This is a genomic window from Pseudomonas fulva (assembly GCF_023517795.1).
GTDB lineage: Bacteria > Pseudomonadota > Gammaproteobacteria > Pseudomonadales > Pseudomonadaceae > Aquipseudomonas > Aquipseudomonas fulva_D.
In genome coordinates, this window is the sequence record NZ_CP082928.1 from 208809 (window position 1) to 234521 (window position 25713).

21 protein-coding genes and 2 pseudogenes are annotated in these 25713 nt (G+C 63.7%); 6 read left to right on the forward strand and 17 right to left on the reverse strand.

All coding sequences use genetic code 11. The features are described from left to right. Nucleotides 1-68: 68 nt before the first annotated feature. The 4 genes from K8U54_RS00835 to K8U54_RS00850 all read right to left on the reverse strand — a co-directional run bounded on the left by K8U54_RS00835 (nucleotide 69) and on the right by K8U54_RS00850 (nucleotide 5399). Nucleotides 69-845, reverse strand: coding sequence for a hypothetical protein (locus tag K8U54_RS00835; protein WP_249908461.1), 777 nt, complete (start codon nucleotides 843-845; stop codon nucleotides 69-71). Between the two features lie 183 nt (nucleotides 846-1028). Beyond that, nucleotides 1029-1586, reverse strand: a complete 558-nt coding sequence (locus K8U54_RS00840; RefSeq protein WP_249908462.1) for an ankyrin repeat domain-containing protein — start codon at nucleotides 1584-1586, stop codon at nucleotides 1029-1031. A gap of 89 nt (nucleotides 1587-1675) precedes the next feature. Beyond that, nucleotides 1676-3175, reverse strand: a complete 1500-nt coding sequence (locus K8U54_RS00845; RefSeq protein WP_434060004.1) for a catalase — start codon at nucleotides 3173-3175, stop codon at nucleotides 1676-1678. A 301-nt stretch (nucleotides 3176-3476) separates the two neighbouring features. Next, nucleotides 3477-5399, reverse strand: a complete 1923-nt coding sequence (locus tag K8U54_RS00850) for a methyl-accepting chemotaxis protein (protein ID WP_249908464.1) — start codon at nucleotides 5397-5399, stop codon at nucleotides 3477-3479. Between the two features lie 305 nt (nucleotides 5400-5704). Here K8U54_RS00850 and K8U54_RS00855 point away from each other — a divergent pair, with 305 nt between their 5' ends. Next, nucleotides 5705-6397, forward strand: a complete 693-nt coding sequence (locus K8U54_RS00855) for a YetF domain-containing protein (protein WP_249908465.1) — start codon at nucleotides 5705-5707, stop codon at nucleotides 6395-6397. A gap of 242 nt (nucleotides 6398-6639) precedes the next feature. Here the strand turns inward: K8U54_RS00855 and K8U54_RS00860 are convergent, their stop codons facing one another. Then, nucleotides 6640-7578 (reverse strand): AraC family transcriptional regulator, encoded by a 939-nt coding sequence (locus K8U54_RS00860; RefSeq protein ID WP_249908466.1) that lies wholly within the window; start codon nucleotides 7576-7578, stop codon nucleotides 6640-6642. A 113-nt stretch (nucleotides 7579-7691) separates the two neighbouring features. On the opposite strand from K8U54_RS00860, the gene K8U54_RS00865 reads away from it, so the two are divergent. Continuing rightward, nucleotides 7692-8603: an alpha/beta fold hydrolase gene (locus K8U54_RS00865; protein ID WP_249908467.1), complete on the forward strand. Its 912-nt coding sequence runs from the start codon at nucleotides 7692-7694 to the stop codon at nucleotides 8601-8603. Nucleotides 8604-8675: 72 nt separating this feature from the next. Here K8U54_RS00865 and K8U54_RS00870 read toward each other — a convergent pair whose 3' ends face one another. From K8U54_RS00870 to K8U54_RS00880, 3 genes are all read right to left on the reverse strand, one after another. Further along, complete coding sequence (locus tag K8U54_RS00870; protein WP_249908468.1) at nucleotides 8676-9008, reverse strand: hypothetical protein; 333 nt, start codon at nucleotides 9006-9008, stop codon at nucleotides 8676-8678. A gap of 210 nt (nucleotides 9009-9218) precedes the next feature. Then, complete coding sequence (locus K8U54_RS00875) at nucleotides 9219-10562, reverse strand: APC family permease (protein ID WP_249908469.1); 1344 nt, start codon at nucleotides 10560-10562, stop codon at nucleotides 9219-9221. 440 nt (nucleotides 10563-11002) lie between these two features. After that, the gene (locus tag K8U54_RS00880; RefSeq protein WP_249908470.1) at nucleotides 11003-11245 is read right to left on the reverse strand and encodes a hypothetical protein; all 243 of its coding nucleotides are present in this window, start codon (nucleotides 11243-11245) and stop codon (nucleotides 11003-11005) included. A gap of 388 nt (nucleotides 11246-11633) precedes the next feature. Between K8U54_RS00880 and K8U54_RS25255 the strand changes: the two are divergent. After that, nucleotides 11634-12668, forward strand: a pseudogene (locus tag K8U54_RS25255) (PDC sensor domain-containing protein); the annotation flags it as partial. 312 nt (nucleotides 12669-12980) lie between these two features. Then, nucleotides 12981-13574 (forward strand): annotated as a pseudogene (locus tag K8U54_RS25260) (methyl-accepting chemotaxis protein); the annotation flags it as partial. Between the two features lie 180 nt (nucleotides 13575-13754). Here the strand turns inward: K8U54_RS25260 and K8U54_RS00890 are convergent. Further along, a complete protein-coding gene (locus K8U54_RS00890; RefSeq protein ID WP_349654559.1) occupies nucleotides 13755-14153 on the reverse strand; it encodes a sulfite exporter TauE/SafE family protein in 399 nt (132 codons plus the stop codon). Here K8U54_RS00890 and K8U54_RS00895 point away from each other — a divergent pair. After that, nucleotides 14110-14853 carry a LysR substrate-binding domain-containing protein gene (locus tag K8U54_RS00895; RefSeq protein WP_249908473.1) on the forward strand — a complete coding sequence of 248 codons (744 nt, stop codon included), beginning with the start codon at nucleotides 14110-14112 and terminating at the stop codon, nucleotides 14851-14853. The genes K8U54_RS00890 and K8U54_RS00895 overlap by 44 nt on opposite strands. Nucleotides 14854-14941: 88 nt before the next feature. On the opposite strand, the gene K8U54_RS00900 is transcribed toward K8U54_RS00895, so the two are convergent. The 6 genes from K8U54_RS00900 to K8U54_RS00925 all read right to left on the reverse strand — a co-directional run bounded on the left by K8U54_RS00900 (nucleotide 14942) and on the right by K8U54_RS00925 (nucleotide 22202). Next, entirely contained in the window at nucleotides 14942-15400 is a 459-nt protein-coding gene (locus tag K8U54_RS00900; RefSeq protein WP_249908474.1) for a thiol-disulfide oxidoreductase DCC family protein, read from the reverse strand. Between the two features lie 114 nt (nucleotides 15401-15514). Next, complete coding sequence (locus tag K8U54_RS00905) at nucleotides 15515-16312, reverse strand: hypothetical protein (RefSeq protein ID WP_249908475.1); 798 nt, start codon at nucleotides 16310-16312, stop codon at nucleotides 15515-15517. 84 nt (nucleotides 16313-16396) lie between these two features. Then, complete coding sequence (locus tag K8U54_RS00910; protein WP_249908476.1) at nucleotides 16397-17566, reverse strand: MFS transporter; 1170 nt, start codon at nucleotides 17564-17566, stop codon at nucleotides 16397-16399. 94 nt (nucleotides 17567-17660) lie between these two features. Beyond that, complete coding sequence (locus K8U54_RS00915) at nucleotides 17661-18467, reverse strand: hypothetical protein (protein ID WP_249908477.1); 807 nt, start codon at nucleotides 18465-18467, stop codon at nucleotides 17661-17663. A 13-nt stretch (nucleotides 18468-18480) separates the two neighbouring features. Then, nucleotides 18481-19920: a radical SAM protein gene (locus K8U54_RS00920; RefSeq protein ID WP_249908478.1), complete on the reverse strand. Its 1440-nt coding sequence runs from the start codon at nucleotides 19918-19920 to the stop codon at nucleotides 18481-18483. After that, nucleotides 19920-22202, reverse strand: coding sequence for a glycosyltransferase (locus tag K8U54_RS00925; RefSeq protein ID WP_249908479.1), 2283 nt, complete (start codon nucleotides 22200-22202; stop codon nucleotides 19920-19922). Before K8U54_RS00925 ends, K8U54_RS00920 begins: the two co-directional genes overlap by 1 nt. A gap of 87 nt (nucleotides 22203-22289) precedes the next feature. Here K8U54_RS00925 and K8U54_RS00930 point away from each other — a divergent pair, with 87 nt between their 5' ends. Continuing rightward, nucleotides 22290-22550, forward strand: a complete 261-nt coding sequence (locus K8U54_RS00930) for a hypothetical protein (RefSeq protein ID WP_249908480.1) — start codon at nucleotides 22290-22292, stop codon at nucleotides 22548-22550. A gap of 259 nt (nucleotides 22551-22809) precedes the next feature. Here the strand turns inward: K8U54_RS00930 and K8U54_RS00935 are convergent, their stop codons facing one another. Together K8U54_RS00935 and ptsP are read right to left on the reverse strand one after the other, a co-directional pair. Continuing rightward, nucleotides 22810-23118, reverse strand: coding sequence for a PTS transporter subunit EIIB (locus K8U54_RS00935; protein ID WP_249908481.1), 309 nt, complete (start codon nucleotides 23116-23118; stop codon nucleotides 22810-22812). Nucleotides 23119-23120: 2 nt separating this feature from the next. Continuing rightward, the gene (ptsP, locus tag K8U54_RS00940) at nucleotides 23121-25664 is read right to left on the reverse strand and encodes a phosphoenolpyruvate--protein phosphotransferase (protein ID WP_249908482.1); all 2544 of its coding nucleotides are present in this window, start codon (nucleotides 25662-25664) and stop codon (nucleotides 23121-23123) included. Nucleotides 25665-25713 lie beyond the last annotated feature (49 nt).

Here is a 25713-nt window from a genome sequence, read left to right on the forward strand (position 1 = left end):
ATGGCGACGAGGTGTGATGCCGCGGTGGATTTTAGCGCCCAGGACGTTTTGATACGGGCACCCTGCCCTCAGCCCACATCCTTGCGCGTAGTGCGCTCGTTGCTGATCCGCGCGCGGCGGAAATTCCAGCCCAGGAACAGGCGCGAGGCCAGGTTGTCGCGGCTGTGGGGTTCGCCGTAGTGCAGCAGCACGGTGGAGCGCAGCGCCTTGGGGTCGCAGGGCTCGTTGGCGTGCAGCGAGCGATAGCCCCAGAAGAAGTAGGCATTGCCGGGCACGATCTTGATGGTAACGGGGTTCAGCCAGCCGCGCTTGACCGCGAAGGTGATCAGCTTCTGGGTCAGGGTGTTCTGCATCAGCGCCTTTTCCAGAATGTTGACATACAGGTTGGAGCGGATGGCGCGCAGGTTCGGAAAGAAGATGAAGTCGCCGCAGTAGCGGCCCTCGGTGGGCGTGACCAGTGGAATCAGGGCCGTCAGCGCTGCGGCGTCATAGTGGAAGTAGTAGGACTCGCGCTTGCCCGTGAGCCCCTGCAAACAGCGCAACGCGGGAAAGATGTCGGGCGAGCGCGGTGGCTGGCCAATGCCGCCCTGGTACAGCTGCCGGAACAGGTCCTTGACCTGGGGCGAGACGCTCATCTGCTCGAAGATGCTGCCCTTCACGGCAGCCTGGCCCTGCAGGGCGAAGTATTCGTGCTCATGGCGCTCCACCTCGTGGTTCACATGGGCACGGGCGGCCTGGAGCTGCTCGTCGGTGAGAAACCCTTCGATAACGGCATACCCCTGCTGCTCCATCTCCTGGAGCAGGCGGGGCACCACCTGCGGGTCGGCTTTGGCGAAGTCGGGCATCGGTGCGGCGTCCTTAGCTGATGGCGGCAGTCAGGCTAATGGCAACTCGGCGCGAGGCGCTTGTTGAGTCACCTGCAGTTGATACAGGTTCTCACTTTGTAGCCGTTTGAATGCTGCTCACCCGCTTTGGCGCGCGCTTTCTGACGAATGGGTACTGGCCAGAAGATGGCCAGGGCGCTTCGCTCAGGGCTGTCTGGCCGACCAGCGCGTGCGTATTTCGCCGCTATCCAGGCCCTGTACCGAATTGCCGAAAGCGTCCCTGGCGTTCAGGTCGGCGCCCTTCTTCGCCAGGTCATCGAGCATGTCCTTGCGCTGGAACAGTGCCGCGTACATGGCCGCCGTCTGGCCGCTGTCGTTGCGCTGGTCCGGGCTGCAGTCGGCCTCGAGCAGGCGTTTGGCGATGCGTACCTCGCCCTTGAAGATCGCCCCCATCAGCGCGGTGTTGCCACGCCGATCCTGGGCACAGGCGTCCGCCCCTGCGCCCAGCAGGCGCTCCACCGCCTGGCGATGGCCGTGATAGGCCGCCAGGATCAGTGCGGTGTAGCCCTTCTCGTCGGCGCTATCGAGGTTGTAACCGGCAGCGATGAACTCATCGAGCATCGCCACGTTGCCCTCGCGGGCGGCCTGGAAGTAGTAGTCGCGCAATTGCGCCTGGACGCGCTCGGCATCCGCCGCTGGCGTGGCGGCCAGCAATGGGGCTGCAACGCTCAGCGCCAGGGCGAAACAGAGGGGTCGCAACATGATGTCCTCCCGTACGGCCTGGGGCCGCTTCCGGTTCGCAAGTCGCGACGCACGGCCCGGGACGGGGCCGCGCGTCACGCCCTGAGGGCTCAGTCCTGCAGCTTGGCAGCCAGCGCCTTGACCCGCGCCAGGTCGCCACCGGCCACCTCTGTCAGGCCTTCGCCATACTGCGCATCGGCCTTGTAGAAGAACGACAGCATGATGTGCTTGCTCTCGTCTTCGGCCTCGGCCAGGGCGCCGCCCAGGCTGGCGATCAGGTCGCCCTGCATCTTCTTGTCGTAGGAGCGGTACAGCTCGCCGGCCTGCTTGAAGTTCTGCTCACGCTGGATCTTCTTCTGCTCGGTGCTGCCGCTCAGTGGCAGGTTGCTGTAGCGCGCATGCTCGCTGGCCGGCCGCGGATTGATGCGGCTGGGCTCGTAGTTCACCTCGGTGGTGGTGTGGCCGATGTTCGCCGCGCCATCCTGGTTGCCGTTGTTGACCGGCACCTTGGCCTGGTTGATCGGCAGGAAGGCGTGGTTGGCGCCCAGGCGATACATCTGCGTATCGGCATAGGAGAACAGCCGGCCCTGCAGCAGGCGATCCTCGGAAGGCTCGATGCCCGGCACCAGGTTGGACGGCGCCATGGCCACCTGCTCGGTTTCCTGGAACACGTTGTCCGGGTTCCTGTTGAGGACCATCTGGCCGATTTTCCGGTAGGGCACGTCCGGCCAGATCTTGGTGGCGTCCAGCGGATCGAAGTCGTACTTGGCCAGGTCAGCCGGTTCGAGCATCTGGATGTACAGGTCCCACTTGGGGTAGTCGCCGGCGTTGATCGTGGTGATCAGGTCGCGGCTCATGTGGTTGAAGTCCTTGCCCTGGATCTGCTCGGTCTGCTTGGGGTCGTTGTTCTTGATGCCTTGCAGGCTGCGCCACTGGAACTTGACGTAGCGGTATTCGTTCTTGGCGTTGACCAGCTTGTAGGCGTGCACGCTGTTGCCGTTCATCTGCCGGTAGTTGGCCGGCGTGCCCTCGTTGGAATACAGCAGGGTCAGGGTGCGGGTGGCTTCCGGTACGTGGCTGAAGAAATCGAACTGGGTGCGGTTGCTGCCGTAGTTGGTATTCGGGTCGGGCTTGAAGGCGTGCACCATGTCCGGGAACTTGATGGCGTCACGGATGAAGAAGGTCGGGAAGTTGTTGCCGACCAGGTCCCAGTTGCCTTCGCTGGTGTAGAACTTGGTGGCGAAGCCGCGCGGGTCCCGCAGGGTTTCCGGCGAATGGTTGCCATGCACCACGCTGGAGAAGCGCACGAACACCGGGGTGGTGGTGCCCTTGCTGAACACCTTGGCGCGGGTCAGGTCGGAGATGTCCGCCGTGGCGGTGAACTCGCCATGGGCACCGGTGCCGCGGGCATGCACCACGCGCTCGGGAATGCGCTCGCGGTCGAAACGCTGCAGTTTCTGGATCAGTTGCACGTCCTGCAGCAGGGTCGGGCCCGTGCTGCCGGCGGTCTGCGAATTCTGGTTATCGCCTACCGGTGCGCCGTTGTCGCGGGTCAACGGCGCCGCCTGGGCCGACAGACTGAACAGCGAAGCGGACAAGGCCGCAGTCATCAAACCAAGGGCGGGCGCCCATGCGGTCGTGGGTTTCATCGGTGAATCCTCGTCGTTTTTATGAGTACTCGCGCGTCATGCGCTCGTACCAAACTACGAGAGGCCCGCCGCTTCGCTAAATTGGAAAAAGGCAGTGCCTTGATAGGCAATGCTTATTACCCGATAGAGCCAGGTCGTGGTAAGCGAAGCGGCGCGTCACCCCACGTATCGGTGTCGACCGCGGCGCAGAGGATGCGACCTTGCCGCCAGCGGCGGCAGAGGTTACTGCGCGGATAGCGGCTAACCCGCTATCCGCCACGCATCACACCCGGAAGTGGCTGACCATGGTCTGCAGCTGATTGCCCAGGCGCGCCAGCTCGACGCTCGAGGCGGCGGTTTCTTCGCTGGCCTCGGCGGTCTGCTCGGAGATATCGCGCACGTTAACCACGCTGCGGCTGATCTCCTCGGCCACCGCGCCCTGCTGCTCGGCAGCGGCGGCGATCTGCTGGTTCATCGCCTGGATATTGGAGACCCGGCTGGTGATCGCGCCCAGCGCCTCACCGGCGCGGCGGGTCAGCGCCACGCTGCTGTCGGTCAGTTCGCGGCTGCCCTGCATGATCACCGCCACCTGCTGGGTGCCGCGCTGCAGACCGGCGATCAGGCCTTCGATCTCCTCGGTGGACTTCTGCGTGCGCTGGGCCAGGCCCCGCACCTCGTCCGCCACCACGGCGAAACCGCGCCCGGCCTCCCCGGCCCGCGCCGCCTCGATGGCCGCGTTGAGGGCCAGCAGATTGGTCTGCTCCGCCACCGTCTTGATCACATCCATCACCCCGCCGATCTTGTCGCTTTCGCTCTGCAGCTCGCCCATGGCCTCGCTGGAGCGGCTCACCTCGGCTGCCAGACGCTCGATCTGGGCCACCGTCTCGGCGACCACGCGATCGCCCTGGCTGGCCTCGCGATCGGCATCCACGGCGGCCTGGGAGGCCTCGGCGGCACTGCGCGCGACCTCCTGCACGGTGGCGGACATTTCCTGCATGGCGGTGGCCACCTGATCGGTTTCCACCTTCTGGCTGTTCACCCCGGCACTGGTCTGTTCGGTCACCGCAGACAGCTGCTCGGCCGCGCTGGCGATCTGGGTAACGCCATCGCGAATGCCGCCGATCAACTCGCGCAAGGTGCTGCCCATACGCTGAATGCCCTGTTGCAGCACGCCCAGTTCGTCGCGACGGCTGACCTGCAGGGTCTGGCTGAGGTCGCCGCCGGCGATGCGTTCGACGGCCTCGAGGGTTTCCTGCAGCGGCCGGGTGATCTGCCGGGTGATCAGCCAGGCCGAGAGAATGCCCACCAGCAGTGCCAGCAGGGTGGCGACGATCATCATCTGGTTGGCCCAGGTGGTGTCGCGATCACGCAGGGTGGCCTGCATGGCCAGCAGCGCATCGCTGCCCCTGACGATCTCCTGCACCTGCTCGGTCATGGCATCGCGCAGCTGCAGACGCTCGGCGGTTGCCGTGCGGTAGGCATCCAGCAGGCTGCGATAGGCGGTGACCGTGGATTGCAGTTGCTGGATCTGCTCACGGTACTCGCCGACAAACACGCTGGTCAGGCCCCCGATGCCCTGATCGACACGTTCGATCTGCTGATTCAGCGCCAGCTCGGTGCGCTCGTTGACATCCGCGGTGTAACCGAGCACGCGGTAGCGCAGGGTCTGCACGTCATCCTTGGTACGGGCGATGGCCTGGTAACGGGCGAAGCCCGCCTCGTCACCGGCCGCATTGCGTGCCACCTCATCCCTGACGCGGTCGATCAACTCGCCCGCGCGATCCGCCATGTCGACCATTTCGGCACGGGTGTTGTTGACGATGGCATAGGTGGCGTTGGTCTTGTCGTAGGCCTTCTGGTACTGCTCGATCAACTCGATCTGCTGCTTGATCAGCCGTACGTTCTCGGGGTTCTGGAAGTGCGGCAGCATTTCCTGCTGCCGTTGGGAGAGCGCACGGATCTCCTGCTGTACCTTGTCGGCTTCCGCTGCCCCACCATTGGAGAGCAGGTACTGCAGGCGCGCCACGCGCAGATCGGTGAGGGTATGGGTGAGTTCGTTGACGTCGGTCATGCGCTCGCTGCGCTGCACCACGCTGCCCAGGCTGCTCCAGCCGACCAGGGCCAGGGCCATGGTCAGAAGCAACACCAGGCCGAAGCCCAGGGCCAGTTTGAGGGTGACGCTGATATTGCCAAACCATGTATTCATGGGTCGCTCCAACTACTCGAATGGATGATCAAGGAAGTGTCCGATGGCCCGACTGCTCGCGGTGCGCAGGATCGCTCGGCCAGCCTGTCGCCGCATGGGTGCCAGCACCGCACGCGTCAACAGGATCACTAGATGGCACATTGATATCACATTGACGCAGGCTGCGTGCCTTGGTTCAAACAATTTGCGGCGCCCCACGTCTAGGACGGGCCTGGCGCCCCTGTTGGGAGGGGACGTGATCGAGGTCGACCCAATCGCCGGCCCGGCGGTCTGAAGCGATAGAGGCCGGTTTTCGGAGTGAAAAAATGACCGCGTTCGATTGGCAGCGCATGCTGCTGGGTGATGTGCCTTTGCTGTTTCTGGGCGAAGTGGCGCTGCGCGCGCTGTTCGCTTTCGTGGTGGTGTTCGTGTTCCTCAAGGTCAGCGGCCGGCGTGGTATTCGCCAGTTGTCGCTGTTCGAGCTGGTGGTGATTCTCACCCTCGGCTCGGCCGCCGGCGACGTGTCGTTCTACGACGACGTGCCCCTGCTACCGGTGGCCATGGTGTTCGTCACCCTGCTGGTGCTGTACCGCGCCACGGTGACGATGATGCGCCGCAGCGAGCGCGTCTCCGACTGGATGGAGGGCAAGCCGGTAACCATCATCAAGGACGGCCTCTACGAGCTGAACAGCCTGGACCACCTGAACATCTCCTCCGACGAATTCTTCATGGAGCTGCGCCAGCAGGGTGTCGAGCACCTCGGCCAGGTGCGCCTGGGCATTCTGGAAACCGATGGTGACATGAGCCTGTACTTCTACCCCGCCGAAGCCGTGAAACCCGGCCTCTCGGTGCTGCCCGGCGAGCACCGCAGCGAGTACCAGCAGGTGCCTCAGGCCGGCACCTATGCCTGCGTGCGCTGCGGCCACACGCAATCGATGACCAGCGGGCAGGAAGCCAGCTGCCCGCGCTGCACGCAACGCACCTGGTCGCCGGCGCTGAGCCACGAGCGGCTGCGCTGACGACGCGGCAGCCCGGCCGAAAAAATCACCTGAACGGATCGCCGCCGCAGTGCCTCTACCGTGCTATCGCGCCGGCATCAGGCGCCTCAAGCAGAAAGGCCCGCACCATGACCTCATTTCTGATCGGCTCGGCAGTGGTATTGCTGGTACTGTTCGTGATCGGCCTGTACTCCGGCGTCACCCTGCTCCACGAACTCGAATGACGCGCTGCCTGCCAAGGCCTCGTGCCGCGGCCACTGCGCCTACCGGAGCCGCTCTTGCCCAGGCGCTGCGGCACCCCGCTTCACCGCCCCGGGTGACACCCCCAGCGCGCGCTTGAAGGCGCGGCTGAAGGCCGCCAGCGAGCCATAACCGAGCGCCTCGGCCACCCGCTCGACCGCCACCTGCTCATCAGCCAGGCGCTGCAGTGCCAGGCGCATTCGCAAATCGGTCAGGTAGCGTAACGGGGCCACACCCAGCCCGCGCACAAAGCGCTGCGCGAACACCGAGCGCGATTGCCCGGCCTCGCTAGCCAGCGTTGCCACGGTCCACGGTCGCTCCGGGTGCCGGTGCATCGCCAGCAGCGCCCTGCTCAAGCGCGGGTCGTGCAAGGCGCCGATGTAACCGCCCGCCTCGGCACCGAGGCCGGTCACCCAACCGCGCACGATCAACGCCGCCACCACTTCGGCCAGCCGCGCCAGGATGCCGCCATGGCCGGCCAGCAGCAGCAGGGACTCGCGCTCCATCGCCTCGAGCAGTGGGCGAATCTCCGGGGCGCTGTCCTGCAGGGTCTCGACGCGCATTACCTCAGGCATGGCCACCACCAGCGGCTGCATGCCGCCCAGCTCCAGCTGCATGCAGCAACTGAAGAGCAGCGTCGCCTGTGGGTCGCACGGCTGATCCTCGGCCGCCAGACACGGGTCGAATGCCTGGATGGCGCCGCTGCCAACCTGCGGCCCGGCCAGCAGCGCGTGCCGGCCACCGCGGGGCAGCAGCACCGCATCACCACTTTGCAGGCAATGCATGTCGCCACCCGGGCTGCGCAGCCAGACTGGCCCACGCGCCACGAAATGAAACTGCCCGCGCCCCGGTTGGTTGCTGAAGCCGAGGCCGCCTGCGGGCGGCAGCGACAGACGGCGGAACTGCACACCACACAGGCGCATGCCGCCCAGCAGCTCGCTGATCAGGTCACTCGCGCTCATGGTGGCTCCCTGGATAATCAGGACGATCGATCAACAATCAAGAATGAAATATCATGGATCGTCCCAGATCAGCGCCCTAGACTCAACGCCATTCGTTCAGCCCAGGAGCGCCCATGCATCCATCACACCTTTCCAGAGCCGTGCGCGGTCTCTGCCTCGCATTGTTGCTTGCAGCGCTTTCCAGTGCCGCTTTCGCCACCGGGAAACACTACCGCGTCACCACGCCCGATGGCCTGCACCTGGCCGTTCAGGAAACCGGCAACCCCGCGGGCCAACCCATAGTGTTCATCCATGGCCTGCTGGGCAGCCGCCTGAACTGGCAACGGCAAATCGACAGCCCACAGCTGCAGGACTACCGGCTGATCACCTACGACCTGCGTGGCCATGGGCTCTCCGACAAACCGGCAGACAGCAGCGCCTACAGCGATGGCCGCCGCTACGCCGATGATCTGGCCGCGGTGCTCGCCGCAACGGGGGCCAATCAGCCGGTGCTGGTGGGCTGGTCCCTGGGCGGGCTGGTGATGTCCGATTACCTGGCCGCGTATGGTGATGGCGCGATCCGCGGCGCGGTCTACGTCAATGCCGTCATCGAACTGAGCGAAGCGCTGATCACCCCGCAGCCCGAGGTATACGCCGGCCTGGCCTCGAGCGACCTGAAAAGCCATCTCGACGCCCTGCGCGCCTTTGTACGCCTGTGCTTCCACACCCAGCCAGACGCCGCCAGCATGGAGGTGCTGATGGCCAATGCGGCGATGGCCTCCTGGCCGATGACCCGCGCCATTCCAGGCATGAGCAGCGCCGCTGCCGAGGGGCTGCCCAAGGCGCAGGTTCCGTTGCTGCTGCTCTATGGCGCCCGGGACCAGCTCGTGCAGGTGCAGCCGAGCATCGCCCGCGCCCAGACGCTCAACCCGCGAGCGCAGTCGAAACGTTATGAGCAGTCGGGGCACGCGCCCTTTCTCGAAGAGGCCGAGCGCTTCAACCGGGACCTGGCGAACTTCGTGAAGGCTGCCGCAGCCGGCCGATAGACGTGAAAAAGCCCGGCCATCCCTGGTCGGGCTTTCACACCGGGCTCGGGACGCGGGCCGGCGGCCCGGAGCTTACTGGGCGAACGGCGCGGGCACGCCGCTGCCGGAGCCCTTGCGCTGGCAATAGGCGGTAGGCTGCATCAGACCGAAGCTGGCGACGGTGAAGGCGCCGCCGCTGGCGCCACTGGCCACCGTGCAGTTGTAGTCGCCGGAGCCGGTGCGCGCCACGTAGTAGGTCTGCATGGAGTCGCTGCGTACGTTGCCGACGCTGCTCACCACCTCGCCGAGATTGGTCTCGGCGAGCGTCTTGAGCTTGTCTTCGGAGGGTTTGATGTTACTGCAACCAGCGAGGGCGACGGACAGGGCGCCGAGCAGCGCGAAGGTGACCGGAGAACGCAGTTTCATGGTGTGCTTCCTTGGGATTGTAGTGGTGCTCCACAACCAACGGTTGCCTCGCCGCAATGGCGCAAGGGCTTGAAAACGTTGGGGATACCACCAGACCTTAACCCTGCCTCGAGGCCCGGTCATTAGCACAGGCGTGCTAATGGCACTATGAGACCGGGCGCCACCCTTGGCTGCACTTCGCACCACTCAAGCCACCGCAGGCTACCCCGCTCAGCTGTCCACCACCTTGTAGTCCTCGGCCTTGAGCGGCTGCACGCCGCCGGCCCGGGTGATGCCGTACAGCACTACGCCGGCCAGCAACAGCGCGCCCGCACGCAGCCAGGTTTGCACATCCTGCTGGGTCATCAGCAGCAGGCACGAGGCCACGCCCAGCACCGGCACCCAGGTCGGCACGCGGAAGTGCTCCTGCGCCACCTTGTCACGGCGCAACACCAGCACCGCCAGGTTGGTGCTGATGAACACGAACAGCAACAGCAGCACCACGGTCTGCGCCAGAGTCGCCAGGGAGCCGGTCAGCGTCAGCACGATGGCCACCAGGGTGGTCGCCGCGATGGCTGCCGCCGGGGTGCGCCGCTGTGCCAGCACGCCGCCCAGCACGCTCGGCAGCAGCCGTTGGTGGGCCATGCCATAGGCCAGGCGGCTGGCCATGATCATGGTCAGCAAGGCACCGTTGGCCACGGCGATCAACGCAATGAAGGCGAACAGCTGCGGCGGGATACCCAGGCCCGACGCCTTCACCACCTCCAGCAGCGGCGCCGTGGAGTTGGCCAGCTGTTCGACGGGCATCACCACCGCCGCACCGATGGATACCGCCATGTAGATGGCGCCGGCGATGATCAGCGCAGCGAACAGCGCCCGGGGGTAGGTCTTGCGTACGTCACGAATCTCTTCGGCGAGGTTGGCCGAGGTCTCGAAACCGACGAATGAATAGAACGCCAGCAGCGCCGCTCCCAGCACCGCAAAGGCCGGGTTGACCCCGGACTTGAATTCCACCACCCGGCTGAAGTCCCCTTCACCGCCGCGCAAGAACCACGCCGCGGCGACTATCACCAGCAGCAGCCCGGACAGCTCGATGGTGGTCATCACCAGGTTGGCCGACAGCGACTCCTTGATGCCCCGCGCATTGAGCAGGCCGATCACCACCAGGAAAATCAGCGCCGCCACATGGGCGGGAATATCGATGAAGGCCGCCAGGTAATCCCCGGCGAACGCCAGGGACAGCCCCGCCGCGCTGGTCACCGCTGCCGCCAGCATGCAGAAGCCCACCAGAAAGGACACCAGTGGCGACTTGTAGGCCCTCGCCGCGAATACCGCCGACGCACCGGCATGGGGGTACTTGGTGACCAGCTCGGCATAGGAGCCCGCGGTGAGCAAGGCAAAACCCAGGGCCACCAGCAAGGCGACCCAGACCGCACCGCCCACCTCGCCGGCAATCACCCCGGCCAGGGCATACACCCCGGCGCCGAGCACGTCCCCGAGGATGAACAAGGTCAGCATCGAGCCGGTGATGGCGCGTTTCAGGGGTGGGCTTGGCGGGGTATTGGCGGTGGGCATCGTTCACGTCCTGTTGGTAGTGCGCAGGGGCGGCGACAGCCGCCTGCAGACCGGTCAAGGCTGACCGTTACATTTTGAAAGATGCCGCCCACCGGCAAAGATTCAACAAGCCAGCCAGCCGGTATGCCGGGGCCAGGACCTGATTGGAGCGCAAAGGACGAGTCGAGCGGTTTTGCCGGCAAGCCCTACGGCTGGCGGGAGCGTAGGCGTTGCCGGGTGACTGCACCCGCCCACCCCGATCGTTGCAACGGAATAGACGGCGCCAGGAAAGACCACCACCGACCTGCTTCTGTGGGAGCGCGCCATGGGCGGAAAATCAGGGGCGAGGCCCTTTCTCGGATGGGTGGTCCTTCGACTGGGTCGGGCCAGGTAGGTGAAACCCCATGGAGATTTCGCCGGGTTTCACCGGAGGCTAGCGCCTGCAGATCGACAACCGACGCTTAGCGCTCATTCGTTCTGGCGGTGCCGTTTTCACGCTCGTCCAGGGAATCCTGATCCGAACCCGGGTTGCCCGCCGGCGGGTTCCACTCCACCCGGTTCTTCTTCGCCTCGGCTTCGTTGCTGCCCTGCTTGGGTTCCGACTTGGCCTTTTCCAGCCCCGAGCCGTGCCCTGCGCCGGTATCCACTCCCTTGTCGCTGGAGGACTCGAAGGCGGATTCTGATTGGTTATGTTCGACTGCCATGACAACACTCCCGTAACGACGCAGGACATCTGCGCATACCGTTCTGAAAGGCCGCCCGGGCCCGGAGTGCAATGCTTTCGACAGGCGGCAGCGCCAGCGAACAGCGAGACGGACGGCGCGTTGCGTGGCTGAAGCAATTGCCAGGGCCGCCGATAACCTGCCAGTCCCTATTCAAATGGCTGTTCTCATGTTCAATCGGCTCTCCATCCAGTTCAAGCTGACCGCCCTCGCCGGCCTCTGCCTGTTCCTGGTCGTATCCCTGCTGGTACTCGTTTCCCAGTTCTATGCGGCGCGCAGCAGCGATGTCGTCAAAGGCACCAGTTTCCAAATGCTCGGCGATTCCGCGCAACTGCGGCTGCAGGCCATCGGCGAGGCACAGGCGCAAAGCATGCGCAGCGAGTTCCTCGAGGTTTACCTGTACGGCATCGGCCTCGCCAAACAGGTCGAGCTGCTACGTAAACAACACGCCAAGGGTGTGCTCAGCGCCGCGGCGCTGCGTAGCGACCTGACCGCCGTGCTGGCCGATGCGCTGAAAGCGCGCCCCGAATCCCTGGGTATCTACATCGCCTTCGAGCCCAACGGCCTGGATGGCCAGGATGCAGCCTTCATCGACGACGAAGCCGCCAGCAGCAACGAGATAGGCCGCTTCGCGCTCTACTGGGCGCAGAGCACACCCGGCGCGTTCGAAGCCGAGGTGATGACCGAACAGGAGTTGGCCGACACCACCCCCGGCCCCAGCGGTGCAGCCTACAACGCGTGGTACAGCTGCCCGCTCAGGACCGCCACGGCGTGCCTGCTCGACCCTTACGTCGACCAGGTGAATGACCAGCCCGTGCTGATGACCAGCGTGGCCCTGCCCCTGCAGGACGGCGGCAAGGTGATCGGCGTGATCGGTATCGACATCAGCCTGGCCGCGCTGCAAGCGTTGGCCGAATCCGCGAACCGCAGCCTGTATGACGGCCAGGGCGACATCAGTATCATCAGCCCCGCCGGGCTGCTGGCGGCGTACACCCGGGACGCGACCCAGCTCGGCAAGCCTCTGGACAACGCCGCCCAGGCCCAGGCCAGCGCACTGCGACAGGCGCTGCAGGCCGGCCAGCCTTCGGTGGTCTCGAGTGAGCAGTCCCTGGGCGTCATGCAGCCCGTGCAGCCGATTCCCGGCGCCAAGACCTGGGGCGTTCTGATCCAGGCGCCGAAACCGGTGGTGCTCACCCGCGCCCTGGCCCTCGCCGACACCCTCGAGGCGCAGCGTACCCGCGACAGCGTGATCTCCTGGCTGGTGGGCATCGGCGCCATCGTGCTGGGCCTGGTGCTCATGAACATCATGGCGCGCCGCGTCACCCGCCCGATCCTGTCGGTCGCCGATAGGCTCGACGATATCGCCAGCGGCGAAGGTGACCTGACCCGCCGTCTCCAGTACCCACGGCAGGACGAACTCGGTCGCCTGGCCGATGGCTTCAATCATTTCCTCGACAAGCTGCAGCCGATCGTGGCCAAGGTGAAGGACTCGGTGCAGTCCGCCCGCCAGACCGCCGACCAGTCGGCCGGCATCGCCACCCGTACCAGCCAGGGCATGCAAGCGCAGCTCAGCGAAGTCGAGCAGGTGGCAACCGCCTCCAATGAAATGAGCGCGACTGCCCAGGCCGTGGCGCAGAACGCATCCGAGGCCGCCGCCGCGGCACGCAGCGCCGATGAAGCGACCCGCGAAGGCCTCCAGGTGGTCGACCAGACCACCCAGCGTATCGAGCGGCTGGCCCATGACCTCGGCACCGCCATGCGCGACGTCGAAGGCCTGGCGGCCAGCAGCGAGCAGATCGGCTCGGTGCTCGAAGCCATTCGCAGCATCGCCGAGCAAACCAACCTCCTTGCCCTCAACGCTGCCATCGAAGCCGCACGTGCCGGTGAAGCCGGCCGTGGCTTCGCGGTCGTCGCCGATGAGGTCAGAAGCCTCGCCACCCGCACCCAGGTCTCGATCGAGGAGATCCGCCAGGTCATCGAACGCCTGCAGCAAGGCACCCGCGACGTGGTGGAATCCATGCACGACGGCCACCTCCAGGCGCAGGACAACGTCAGCCACGTCGCCCTCGCCGTCAGCGCCCTCAAGCGTATCGGCGATGCGGTCTCGGTGATCACCAGCATGAACCTGCAAATCGCCAGCGCCGCCGAAGAGCAAAGCGCCGTCGCCGAGGAGATCAACCGCAACGTGTCGGGCATTCGCGACGTCACCGAATCGCTGGCCGAACAGGCGGACGAGTCCGCCCAGGTCAGCCGCTCGCTGAATGCCCTGGCCAACCACCAGCAGGGGTTGATGGACCAGTTCAAGGTCTAGGGTCGTAGCGAAAAGGCAGCCGGATAGCATCGTCGCAACAAGCCGTGGTGGTTTGTTGCGAGGCTGCTGCAGACCGGACGTAAGAACGGCGCCGGAGCGTGCAACATATCCTGCCCTGCTTCGGCGACCAACACGGCCCCTATCGAAACCGCAGGAACCGGGCCGTTGACCGCCCCGCCATCAGCCTCCACCCAAGACGATTGAATACCCCATGCGGCCTATAAGGAATACCAACAGGATCAGGAAGAAGACGCGAATGAACCCACTGCAATAACGAAGTGCCAGGAACACACCTGTAAGCGCCCCTGCGATATTACATAAACCCACCACGCCGCCGATCAGCCACAACACGTTGCCCGAGGGTATGAAAAAGAACAGCGCAGCGCTAAAGGTTCCCAGGTTCACCAGCTTGGCGCAGGCCGATGCGTTGAGAAAATCGAAACCGAAGTATCTGACGAACACGAACAGCAGAAGACTTCCGCTGCCAGGCCCGAATAGGCCATCGTAAAACCCCAGCAATGTGCCAAAACAGGAGTTGGGCGTTGACCTGTTCATACGCAAAGGCCGTGGGCTCATCATCAGCCCATCAGGGGAGTTATTTCTCGGTTATGTGAACAGGATTCTAGCTGTTTGTCAGGAGGCGCAAAGAGCGCTCGACCCCGAAGCGCCTCCAGCAGGCGTGCTGAAAATAAGTGCCATCGAATCGGCGGCGACGGGCCGTCTACCGGCCCTGCTGTCCCGCTACCACGCACATTACCCAAAGGTGCACATGCAATTCGGCACCGATACATGGTCAAACCTGGTTACGGACGTCGTCGACCACAAGCTGGACGGTGCCATAATTGCTGTAAACAGCAATCACCCTGATATCGGCAAACAGGAAATATATAAAGAACCCCTGGTATTGATCGCCTCAATGTCGCTGGGCGAAATTACCTCGCCACAGGATCTCAACAACCTCAATATCTTCATGTGGCCTGAGGGCTGCCCTTATCGCCAGGCACTCGAGAATTGGTTGAAGGCTGCCAAGGTATCGACACCCATCACAAGCATAGCGAGTTATGGCACCATTCTTGGGTGCGTGAGTGCCGGCGCGGGGGTTTCCTTAGTCCCGACAGGGGTGTTCGAGCAATACCAGAAAATTGGCAATATAAAAGGCTATACCTTCGAATCCCTTGCGCCGATACAGAACTACTTCGTCTGGAACAAGAATGTTGGCTTCCATCGCGCCAGAGATGCATTCGCAGAACTGATGTCAGACACGTTCAGAACAATCTAGCGAACCAGGCTCTGCACCGACAAACGCCCTATCCTGCAGCCCCGTCACGAGGTAGGTCGAACGGCTTCGCGCCTATCGAGTGAGACGCCTAACGCTTTTCAGGCGGCGGCTGCTTATGCGGCGCATTCCCCGCCTCGGGAACCGCACAGCTCTGCCCTTTACAGCGGGCGGCACCATCAGGGTGAGGCAGCCATGCCAGGTGCGGGCGCCAGCGGCAGAAAAGCCGGTAGGCGACGTTCAGCACCGGCCTGGCCCAGCGCCATGACAGGGGCGCAGCCCAGAAGCCGAGACCAGCGGCGCGCCAGCTCCACAGGGTTGCATCCAGGCCGGTGACCCAGGTCCCGTCGGCAAACCTGGCGTGCAGCAATGACTCCATCTGCGCAAAGGTGAGGGCCATGGATTCGGGCTCGAAACCTTCTTCGCGGATATCCACGAAACGCAGGCGCTCGGGGGCCGCACGCCCGCGCAGGGTGTTTATCTCCCGGGCGCAGAGTGGGCACTCGCCATCAAAGTAGAGGGTCAGCGGCCACGTTGGCTTTCTGTCCATTAACGATCAGCCCTGTCACGATTTTCCATACCATATGCTCAGGATCCCAAGCCGACAATCATCACCTCGGATAGATGCAGATCTTGCCTCCGAGACGGTCGGCCCCTCCCCCAATCAACCGCTATTGCCGGCAATGGTCAGGTAATCCGTATAGAGCTGCGGCGCGCCTGAAAAAGATGCCAGCTCGCGCCACTCTTCGTTCATGCGCTCCGCGTCCTGGTGCTCGCGTACGAACTGGAGTGCCCGCTCGGTAGAGACATCGAGTTCCGGGTGGAAGGCATTGAGGGATTCCAGGCTTTCGATTTCCAGCATGACCACGTATTGATCGATGCGGCTGCCCCCCTGGCATTTCAGCATATGGAATTTCCAGCCCGGATAGTCGGCGATTCGGTCGATGTTGCCGGCGATGAACTGTTCGAAGGTCGCCGGGGATACGCCGGGGCGCAGCGCCAGGTTATGAATGCCGATGACCCTAGCAACGGGTTTCTGCCCGGCCAGCGTCTGGTAGTTGGGCCCCTCCGGCAGCGTGCTGCGGGTATTCTCGGCGACCTGCGCGTAGTGCGAAAAGATGGTGGGCCGCTCGGAGAAGGTCGCGAAGGTCTTCCATTGCGCGATCAGCTCCAGGGCCTGGGGGCGCTGCTGCCAGAAGGCCTGGGCCAGCGCGGTGTGATCGCCGTTGGCGTCGATATAGCGGGCGTAGTCTTCGGCGCTGGGTGCTTCATGCAGCATCAGGTATTGATGCTGCCGCTCACCGCGCAAGCCTTTGAGCAGCGTCCATTGCCAGCCGGGGTAAGCCGGAATCTGGATGCCGCGTTCACGGGCGAAGGCTTCGAAATGCGCGGCGGTGACGCCTTTCTTCAGATTGAGGCCGATGTAGTGCAGGCTGAATACAGGCCCGGATACGTTGTTCATGGGGACTCCCTGGTAGTTAGCGACAGGACACGATGAAAGGCCCTCGGCCTCGCGGGCAGCAATGCGCGGCGTAAGGAACAGCGATCAGCCGGCACCGTGACGGGCAATGCGTCGGGCACTGGCACAAATCAGCAACATGATCACGATCCCCGCGGCGAAGGCCGCGGTCAGGCTCCAGTGCCGGGCCACCACGCCAATCAATGCCGGGCCGCTCAGCAGGCCCGTGTAGCCGATCAAGGTGACCGCAGACAGGGCGAAGCTCGACGCAACCCCGGGCTGGTTGCCAGCGGCGGTGAACAGGATGGGCACGATATTGGACAGGCCGATGCCGGTAAGCACGAAGCCCGCCAGCGCAACGCCTGGCAGATCGACGGCCACGACCAGCAGCAGCCCCAGCGAGGCGCAGGCGCCGCCCAGCATCAGCATGCGCTGGCGACCATGGGCGTTGACCAGACGGTCGCCATACAACCGGCACACGGCGACGGCGATCGCATACAGCGTAAAACCGACCCCGGCATGGCTCTTGTCCAACCCGCGCTCGGTGTGCAGGAACACCGCCGACCAATCCAGCATGGCCCCCTCGATCATGAACACGAAGAAGCACAGCACGGCGATAAACAGAACCCCGGGATGGGACAGCGCCTGCAAGGTGCCGCCGGACTCGCCGCTGTCCCTCACCCGCCTGGCCAGCAGGTGGCCGCGGGCAGCCAGGGTGAACAGCGCGATCAGCACCACGATCAGGCCGATGGCCTGCAGCGGCGTCAGCCCGGCCCACAACAGCAGGGTGACCCCGCCGGCACCGGCCACGCTGCCGATGCTGTAGAACCCATGGAAGCCGGACATTCTGGCCTGCCCGCTTTCACGCTCGACGATGACCGCCTGGGCATTCATCGACACATCCAGCAGGCCATTGGCCGCGCCGAACACCAGTAACACGGCCGCCATTTCCCAAACGGAGCTGGCAAGCATCATCAAGGGCAGCACCACACAGAAGATCGCCGCGCAGCTCAGGATCAGCGTCTTGCAACCGAACCTGGCGATCGCACGACCTGCCAGCGGCATCACCAGCATGGCGCCCGCGGCGATACAGAACAGCAACAGGCCCAACGTGCCTTCATCGATGGCCAGGTGGGTTTTGACGAAAGGAATCAGCGGCGCCCAGGACGCCATGCCAAGCCCGGCGACAAAGAAGATATGGCGGGTGGCACGCTGCTGGAGGCGATTGGTGGCGACACTCGGGCAGGCTGCATTCATGGCACGAGACTCTAGGTTCTTGTAGGCGGCGCTGGCCACGCTTGCACTGCAGCGCGGCCCACCGCGGTTTGCCAGGGCAAGGAAACGCCTGCGCTCAGCTCAGGCTCTGCGCCACCGACAAGTAATCGGTATAGATCTGCGGCGAGCCGGAGAACGACGCGAGCCGCTTCCACTCTTCGTACATCTGCTTGGTGTCGCGATGCGCCTGGGCAAACAGAGCCGCCTGGTCGGTGGCGATATCCGGCTCCGGGTAGAACACGTCGAGCGCCTGCAGGCTGGCTATCTCCATCATCACCACGTACTGATCCAGCCGGTTGCCCCGCTCGCCCTTGAGCAAATGGAATTTCCAGTCGGGATAGTCTTCGATACGGTGATGGTTCTCGGCGATAAAGGTCTCGAAGCTGTGCGCCTCGACGTCTTCGCGCAGCGCCAGGTTGTGAATCCCGATGACCCGCGCTACCGGCTCCTGGCCGGCGCGCGCCTGGTAACGCGGGCCGCGGGGCACGTCGCTCCTGGTGTTCTCGGCCAGCAATCGGTAATCGGTGTAGAGGGTCGGCCGTTCACTGAAGGTGGCGTAGCGCTTCCACTGGCCGAGAATATCCAGGGCCTCCGGGCGCTCGTGCCAGAACTGGCGAGCCAGCGGGGTCTTGTTGCCCTCGGCGGTCAGGTACAGGTCGCGCTGCGCGGCGCTCTGTATTTCGAAAAGCATCAGGTACTGCCCGGCCCGCTCGCCGCGCAGGCCGCGCAATAGGGTCCAGCTCCAGCCGGGATAACAGGGAATGTGCACGCCCTTTTCCTGCACGAAGCGTTCGAATTGTTCGGGCGTTACCCCGGCCTCGGTATCGATGGCGATGTAGTAGAAGCTGAACACCGGCGCGGCTGAAGCGTCTGGCTGTGTCATTGGCTGGCCCTCCTCAGGCATGGGGCTCGACGAACTGGGTATTGATGATGGCCTCGACCAGGGTCACGCCGTTGGGCGTCAGGCTGACCACGTCGCCCTGCACGGTGACCAGGGCCTTTTCCACCAGCGTATCCAGGGTGCGGCTGATGATCGGGTTGTCGTAAAGACTTCTGCCTTCGAAACGTTGCCTGAACACCTGGTCGTCTACGGGCACGAGCGTGGAAAGCGCCATCTTGAAGGCATTGACTTCACGCTGCAGGGGCGACACGCCGCGGCTCCCTTCGATGGGCAGGCGGTCTTGGTCGAGCGCTTCCTTGTACGCCTTGTAGCCGGTGATGTTGATCGCCTCGGCGCGGGTGCACTTCGAGCTGCCGCCAAGGCCGATCGCCACCTCCGGGTACTGGGTCGGCAGGTCGGTAATGATCCCCTTCCACTTCTCCGCCTGCAGGTGGTTCTGGTGGAAGTACATGGTCGGGTGTTCGCGATAGCCCGAGGTGAGGTAGCGCTCGACCAGCTCGCGCATCTGGTACTGCTTGCCCAGGCCGGGAAAGGTCATGCTGTCGGTGCCGATCAGGCCCTTGCGTTGCCAGTGGCTTTGCCGCTCGCCGGAAACCCCGGTGCGGGTTTTCATGAACTCTTCCATGTGCAGCTTGGTGATGACCACATGGGAAAGTTCGAGTTCGAGGACCTTCTCCAGGTCGTACTTAACATCGTCCACGCCCTGCCCCAGCATGCCGTAGATGAGGTCGACACTGACCCACTCCAGGCCGATCTCCCGGGCATGCAGGATGGTCTGCACGCACTCTTCGGCCGAATGCATGCGCCCGCAGGCGGAGATGATGCGGTCGTCGAAGGACTGCGCGCCAAAGCTGATCTTGGTGAAGCCGAGCTCCTTCAACAGCAGCAGGTAGTCGCGCGTCAGGGTGCCCGGCTCGCCTTCGAAGCGCATGGTGGCGGCCGAGAAGTTGAAATGGCTCAGGTAGAAATCCATCAGGCGGCGCAGCTCGGGCTCGGGCAGCAGCGACGGCGTTCCGCCGAAGATATTGAATTCGCCCACCTCGGCGTTGGCCAGGCTGGGGACCTTCTGCAGCCACATCCTGGCTTCCTTGATGTTGTAGTCCACCAGGTCGACGAACACCTGTTGCGACGACGCCGCCTTGGGATTGAGGATGACCGTGGGGTACTGGCAGAAGTGGCAGCGGTAGCGACAGGTGGGGATGTAGGCCCACAGGTGAATCTGCCGGGCCTGGCCGATTTCACGGTCCATGTCCGCGAAGAAGCCCTCCAGCGGATAGTCGGCGATATCGCCAGGAAACACGTGGCAGCCGAAGGGATCGTTGAATACGTAGTCCAGCATGGCGCTGTTCTGCGGGCGGGAGAGAAACTCGTGGACCCGGGGCAGCGGATAGTTGGGGTCGATATCGTTCAGTGAGTTCAGCGCTTCGAGGTTCATCAGAACACCCCGCCGTTGGCAAAGTAGTTGTGGGCTTCGCCGGACTCGCGGTCCTCGCAGAAGTAGTAGACGAAGCGATGGAAATCCTCGGGCCTCACGGCCGCGAAACACTCGGGCAAGGCCGGTGGGTAGCCGATGTCCTCGCCTACCGCACGGCGCAACGCGCTGAACAGCTCTTCGCGAAACTCGAAATACAGGCGATAGGCCGGCGTCTTGTAGGCATGGATGGGCTTGAAATCGATGACCCGTGATTCGTATTTGATTTCGTGGATGCGCTGGTAAAGACGGTCAGCCAGCGGCCCGCCGAAGAACTCACGTACGGCGCTGTTTTCCAGCAGGATATGGGGGTTGAGCAAGGCCGGCAGCACGATGTTCTTGGGCACGTAATCCTTGATCGAGTATTCCCAGGCCTGCCGCGACTGCTCGGTGCTGGTGTCGGCCAGGGTGGGCAGCTGCCGCTCCACGTCCGGGCGCACGTCCTTCATGATGATGATGCCATCCTGGCCATAGGCCTTGCCGGTTATGACTTCCTCCAGAATGGTGTCGACGCGGCGGCTGTTGATTTCGATGCGCGACTCATGGGCGTAGACGGGTTTGCCACCCCAGGCGATGACCCGGATGCCGAAGTCCCAGTCATCGGAGAGGTGCTCCACGAAACGGCCGTTCTGCAGCTGGTAGAAGATCTCGATGCCGCCTACCTTGTCGTAGAGCGCGCGCTCGACGGCAAAGCCCTTGCCGTCGGGAAAGCCACCGAAAAGCGAGAACGACATCGCGCGGCAACGCAGCGTCTTGTCGATTTCGGCGTACAGGTTCGGCCGGGTACTAAAGGCGGCCTGGTTGTAGTAGTAGTTACAGGTGCCGAGGTCGGCGTTTTCATCGACCATCTTTCTGATCAGCGCGTGCAGCCACAATGGGTCCACCGTGCAGTCGGCATCGGCGGACGCGATGTAGTGCCTGCTGCTGGTGCCCAGACGCAGGTCACGCTGCTTCGAGCGCACGCTGGCATAGTCCATGCCGCGTTTGCGCGCCGATGAAACGCCCTGCACGCGCTCCTCGATGACGTGAATATCCAGGGCCGGATTGCGCGCCCTGAAGGCATTGATTTTCTCTACCGAGTCATCGCTGGAGTTGTTGTCGACGATGATCAGCTCGTAACTGTCATGAGTGATCAGGCCGTCCCGCGTCTGCTGCTGGAACAGCGACTCCAGCACGCTGTCGATGCGGTCACGCTCGTTATAAACCGGCAGCACGACCGATACAAAAATGGTGTCACGCATAGTTCCTCCAGGTTCATTCAAATCGAGCATGCCGGCAACGTTGTTGGCGAGCACGCGCTGGCCAATAGCGAAGTTTCTGCGCGCCATGTCCTGCATCAGTAACTTGTCGTTCAGCAGGCGATAAATGTCATCGACGAACTGTTCATCCGGTAGTCCATCATTGGTTTGCGAAATATTCATGATCGGCGCTTCGAATCCGTGCCGGCCATACACTTCCTGGTAATACTCATAGCGGGTGGTGATGTAGCAACGCTGGTTGCTGATGGACTCGCCTATGGGGTTGCCGTAACTGTCATAGCCCCAGGACGTCAGGAAGGAAACCAGATCGCAGGAACCATAAAGATCCTCGATGGTGATCGCGTTCTGCTTCGACGGCATGCAAGCGTGGGATAACGAGCCGATGAACTTCACGAACGGCTCGATGTTCAGTTCCCTGACCTGTTCATTCAACGCGGCAAAGTACGCCGGATGCTCCTGGGGGTCGCCGGCGACCACCAGATACACCTTGCGTCCGCTGCCGCGCTGGGCGAACAGCTGGTTCAGCCGGTAGACCAACCAGATGTCGCGATCCTGGCGTTTTTGCGGAATGATGCGCGTGGTGCGGGCGATCAGCACGTCGCTATCGCGGATATCCAGGCCTTCCCTGATGTTGCGGTACGTGTCTTGTCGGTCAAAGTCGTAGGTGTTCTTGCGCACCTCGACCTGCACCTGATGATCGCACCATTGCTCGAGCTGGTTCTTCAGGTGGTTATTGAGGGTCACGTAGCGGATATGGGGCGAGCGCACCGGCTTGACGGCATGGGGGTAAGGCTCGGGGCCGTACTTCATGATGGCCTTTTCGCTGTTCCACATCAGGTCGTGATCACGCCAGATCACGAAACTCCCCAGGCCATGTTCCCTGCCATAGGTGGCGATGGCCTGGTACAGCGCCCGGGTGTAGATGATGTTTTCCGGCAGCGTGCCGTTCTCGACGATCACATAGCGGATGGCGAGAGATTCCCACAACGCGATGATTCGCTGGGCCAAAGCCTGTGATGCTTCATCCACCGCCGCGAGAAGTTGCTCTTCCTGCTCAGCCGAAACAGAAACTCGTTGTCCGATCAGCACGTCATGCAAGTGCGTGATGAAAGGCACCGTGTAATGGGGAACGGCCTCGATGCCCTCGACACGAACAAGGGTGAACACACCCTGGTAGATATCGTTCTCTTCTTCGTATGGCTTGTTGAAGTTGCCTTTATCGACCTTTATGTCGTAACCCACATCCAGATAACAAGCGATGTCATTACGTCGGAGTCGCTTGGCCACTTTCAGGGCCTCGACGGTAATACCCGATACCGCGACGGCATCGAATGATATGAAAATAGCCCCCGGTTGCATTGTTCTACTCCTTCAGTCTTTCAGGGTTTTATTTATCACCACGAACTAAAGAACCAAATTCAGAGAACAGTTACCCACCGAATGCATCGTCGGAAATAACGAAGGTGTTGAACAACTTATGGCAAGTGTTCTGCGAGGCACTAATAAGTGCGGTTCATCGGGAGACGATAGGGAGCATTGCCTCCGGCTCTACCAACCGCCGGAGGCATGACTCAGTCGATCGGCACGCCGCGCTTCAGCCGGTTTCAGCCAACGGCACTTCCACCGGCGTCAGCACATGCACCACGCCCTTGCCCAGCACCATTACCGCGGGCATGCCAGGCGCCTCCAGGGCCGGCTGGTCGAGCTGAGCAGCATCGCGCAGTTGCACGCGGATGCGGGTAATCGCGACGCGCTCTTGCGAGGTCAGGTTTTTTCCGCCGCCCAGGGCTTCGACGACGTTGGCCGGCAGCAGTGTTTCGGTCGCCGTGGTCACCTTGGGCTCGTCCGGCACCAGATCCGGCGTCAGGGCCTTCCAGAAGGCACTTTGCAATTTATTGAACATGCTCAGCTCTCCAGTACAGGTGACAGGGGTAACGGCGATGGCCGCCATGACAGCAGGGCTTCGCGAACCTGCCCGGCGCTTTCCAGCGTCAGCGCCTGGCGGGCGATGGCCTCGCAGTCGCTGAGCTGCACGTCGCGAATCGCTGCCTTGATGGCGGGAATCAGCGGCACGCTGGCCGACAGCTCATCCACCCCCAGGCCCAGTAACAGCGGCACGGCCAAAGGTTCCGAGGCCATGGCGCCGCAGACGCCGACCCACTTGCCATGGGCGTGGGCGGCTTTCACCGTGGTCGCGATCAGGCGCAGCACCGAGGGGTGAAAGCTGTCGGCCTGGCTGGCCAGGCGTGGGTGGTCGCGATCCATCGCCAGGGTGTACTGGGTCAGGTCGTTGGTGCCGATGGAAAAGAAGTCGACTTGCGGCGCGAACACATCGGCCATCAATGCCGCGGACGGCACCTCGATCATGATGCCGAGCTTGGGCAGCGTGGTGAGGCCGATGCTCGCCGCTTCCTCTTCGAGGATCTGCCGGGCCAGGCGCAATTCGGACAGCTGGCTGACCATCGGCAACATGATGTGCAGGCGCGCCAGCGCGCAGCTCGCCAGAATGGCGCGGAATTGCTCGCGCAGCAGTTGCGGGCGCTCCAGGCACAGACGAACCCCGCGCATGCCCAGGAAGGGGTTGGCCTCGGCCTCCATCGGCACATAGGCCAGCGGCTTGTCACCGCCAACGTCCAGGGTGCGCACCACCAGGTTACGCTCCGGCCCCATGGCCCGCGCAATGGCGCTATAGGTGGCCGCCTGTTCGTCCTGGCTGGGCGCACTGCTGCGCTCCAGGTAAAGGAACTCCGAACGCAGCAGCCCTACCCCTTCACCGCCCAGCTCAATGGCCTGCTCGGCCTCCGCCAGCGAGGCGATATTGGCCGTGACCTCGAAGCGATGGCCATCGCGGGTGGTGGCGGCCAGCGAGGCCTGCTCGAGGTCGCGCTGCTGGCGCAGGGTTCGTTGCTCGCGCTCGGCCTGCAATTGCTCGATGGAAACGGGATCGGGGTCCAGGTGCAGCTCGCCCTTGTCGGCATCGAGCAGTACCCGGGTGCCGTCGGCCAGGGCAAGCACCTCGGCCGGCAGCCCGCAGACTGCCGGCAGCCCCAGCGCACGGGCCAGGATCGCGACGTGACTGGTGGCCCCGCCGCCGACCGTGGCAAAGCCCACCACCTTGCTGGTATCCAGTGCCGCGGTCTGCGACGGGGTCAGTTGCTCGGCCACCAGAATGGCCTGGTCAGGCAGCTCCCAGGCGCTGTCTTGCACATCCAGCATCAGCTTGAGCACCCGCTGCCCGACATCGGCGAGGTCCAGGGCACGTTCGGCCAGGAACCGGTTGCCGCTGGCCTTGAACAGCTCGGCGGTCGCTTCGGTCACCGAGTTCCAGGCGAAGGCGGCGCTTTTGCCCTGGTTGATCAACAACCGGGCCTGCTCCAGCAGGCTCGGATCCTCCAGCAGTTCCTGATGGGCCTTGAAGATCTCCTCCTGGGCCTCGCTTGCCGCCTCATCACGCAGTTTCTGCAAGGCAGCCAACGCCCCGGCCAGCGCACGATCCAGGGTTTGCAGCTCGGCCCGAGGGTCGCCGGCGGCCTCGGTAATCTCCAGCTTGCGCTCGACAACCTGAACCACCTGCCCGAGGGCAGAGCCTGCTGAAGCACAGACGCCCTGCAACGACATGGCCGAGGGCTTCGCTACCGGCGCCGCTTCAATGGCCGGTGCGCTGGCCGCGACCGGTGCCACGGATTCCCCGCAGCCATCGGCCAGCAACTCGGCAAGCGTCTCGATGGCCGCAGCGGCATCCTCACCAGTGGCGCTGATGGTCAGAACGTCGCCAAGGGCCGGCTGCATGGCCATGATCGCCACCAGGGATTTGCCGTTGGCGCTGTCCTGCTGCCGGTGCAGGCGGATATCCGCCTTGAAGCCCTTGGCGGCCTGGGCGAACACCGCTGCAGGCCGGGCGTGCAGGCCATTGGCATTGGGCAGGCTGATCGGCTGCGAGACCAGCGCCTCCCCTTCATTCACCGGCGCATCGTCCGCCAGCCCGACGTGGCCAAGCTCCAGCAACGGCTGGCCACCGACTACCCTGGCGCTGTCGCCGGTAAGCATGTTGAACGGCTCGGCGCTGACCACCAGCATCAGCGTCAGCAGGCTGCGCGCATGCACGGCGATATGGTCGGCATCGAACTCGATCAACGCCTGGCCAGCCTCGACACGCTGGTCTTTTTCGACCAGCGCGGTGAATCCCTTGCCGGCCAGGTTCACGGTGTCCAGGCCGATATGCAGCAGGATCTGCGCGCCGCCCTCATGGGTAATGGTGATGGCGTGGCCACTGGCTTGCAGGTCGCTGACCACGCCCGCCAGGGGCGCGCACAGAGTCTGCGAAGTGGGGTCGATGCACAGGCCATCGCCGATCACCCGATTGGCGAACACCGGGTCAGGCACATGATCAAGGGGCACCAGCACCCCGGAGAGCGGTGCCAGCAATTGCAAGGGTTGAGGTACGGTCATGGCTTCACCTGCGGTTTTGTTCTTGGAATGCATGGCGTAACTGGGTTGT

What these genes read in the sequence shown, in the direction of transcription:
- K8U54_RS00850 (WP_249908464.1), bottom strand. Translation starts at nt 5,399, where the DNA reads ATGAATACATGGTTTGGCAATATCAGCGTCACCCTCAAACTGGCCCTG.
- K8U54_RS00905 (WP_249908475.1), bottom strand. Translation starts at nt 16,312, where the DNA reads ATGAACAACGTATCCGGGCCTGTATTCAGCCTGCACTACATCGGCCTC.
- K8U54_RS00890 (WP_349654559.1), bottom strand. Translation starts at nt 14,153, where the DNA reads ATGATGAGCCCACGGCCTTTGCGTATGAACAGGTCAACGCCCAACTCC.
- K8U54_RS00900 (WP_249908474.1), bottom strand. Translation starts at nt 15,400, where the DNA reads ATGGACAGAAAGCCAACGTGGCCGCTGACCCTCTACTTTGATGGCGAG.
- K8U54_RS00935 (WP_249908481.1), bottom strand. Translation starts at nt 23,118, where the DNA reads ATGTTCAATAAATTGCAAAGTGCCTTCTGGAAGGCCCTGACGCCGGAT.
- K8U54_RS00835 (WP_249908461.1), bottom strand. Translation starts at nt 845, where the DNA reads ATGCCCGACTTCGCCAAAGCCGACCCGCAGGTGGTGCCCCGCCTGCTC.
- K8U54_RS00920 (WP_249908478.1), bottom strand. Translation starts at nt 19,920, where the DNA reads ATGAACCTCGAAGCGCTGAACTCACTGAACGATATCGACCCCAACTAT.
- K8U54_RS00870 (WP_249908468.1), bottom strand. Translation starts at nt 9,008, where the DNA reads ATGAAACTGCGTTCTCCGGTCACCTTCGCGCTGCTCGGCGCCCTGTCC.
- K8U54_RS00860 (WP_249908466.1), bottom strand. Translation starts at nt 7,578, where the DNA reads ATGAGCGCGAGTGACCTGATCAGCGAGCTGCTGGGCGGCATGCGCCTG.
- K8U54_RS00840 (WP_249908462.1), bottom strand. Translation starts at nt 1,586, where the DNA reads ATGTTGCGACCCCTCTGTTTCGCCCTGGCGCTGAGCGTTGCAGCCCCA.
- K8U54_RS00915 (WP_249908477.1), bottom strand. Translation starts at nt 18,467, where the DNA reads ATGACACAGCCAGACGCTTCAGCCGCGCCGGTGTTCAGCTTCTACTAC.
- K8U54_RS00875 (WP_249908469.1), bottom strand. Translation starts at nt 10,562, where the DNA reads ATGCCCACCGCCAATACCCCGCCAAGCCCACCCCTGAAACGCGCCATC.
- K8U54_RS00855 (WP_249908465.1), top strand. Translation starts at nt 5,705, where the DNA reads ATGACCGCGTTCGATTGGCAGCGCATGCTGCTGGGTGATGTGCCTTTG.
- ptsP (WP_249908482.1), bottom strand. Translation starts at nt 25,664, where the DNA reads ATGACCGTACCTCAACCCTTGCAATTGCTGGCACCGCTCTCCGGGGTG.
- K8U54_RS00845 (WP_434060004.1), bottom strand. Translation starts at nt 3,175, where the DNA reads ATGACTGCGGCCTTGTCCGCTTCGCTGTTCAGTCTGTCGGCCCAGGCG.
- K8U54_RS00910 (WP_249908476.1), bottom strand. Translation starts at nt 17,566, where the DNA reads ATGAATGCAGCCTGCCCGAGTGTCGCCACCAATCGCCTCCAGCAGCGT.
- K8U54_RS00880 (WP_249908470.1), bottom strand. Translation starts at nt 11,245, where the DNA reads ATGGCAGTCGAACATAACCAATCAGAATCCGCCTTCGAGTCCTCCAGC.
- K8U54_RS00865 (WP_249908467.1), top strand. Translation starts at nt 7,692, where the DNA reads ATGCATCCATCACACCTTTCCAGAGCCGTGCGCGGTCTCTGCCTCGCA.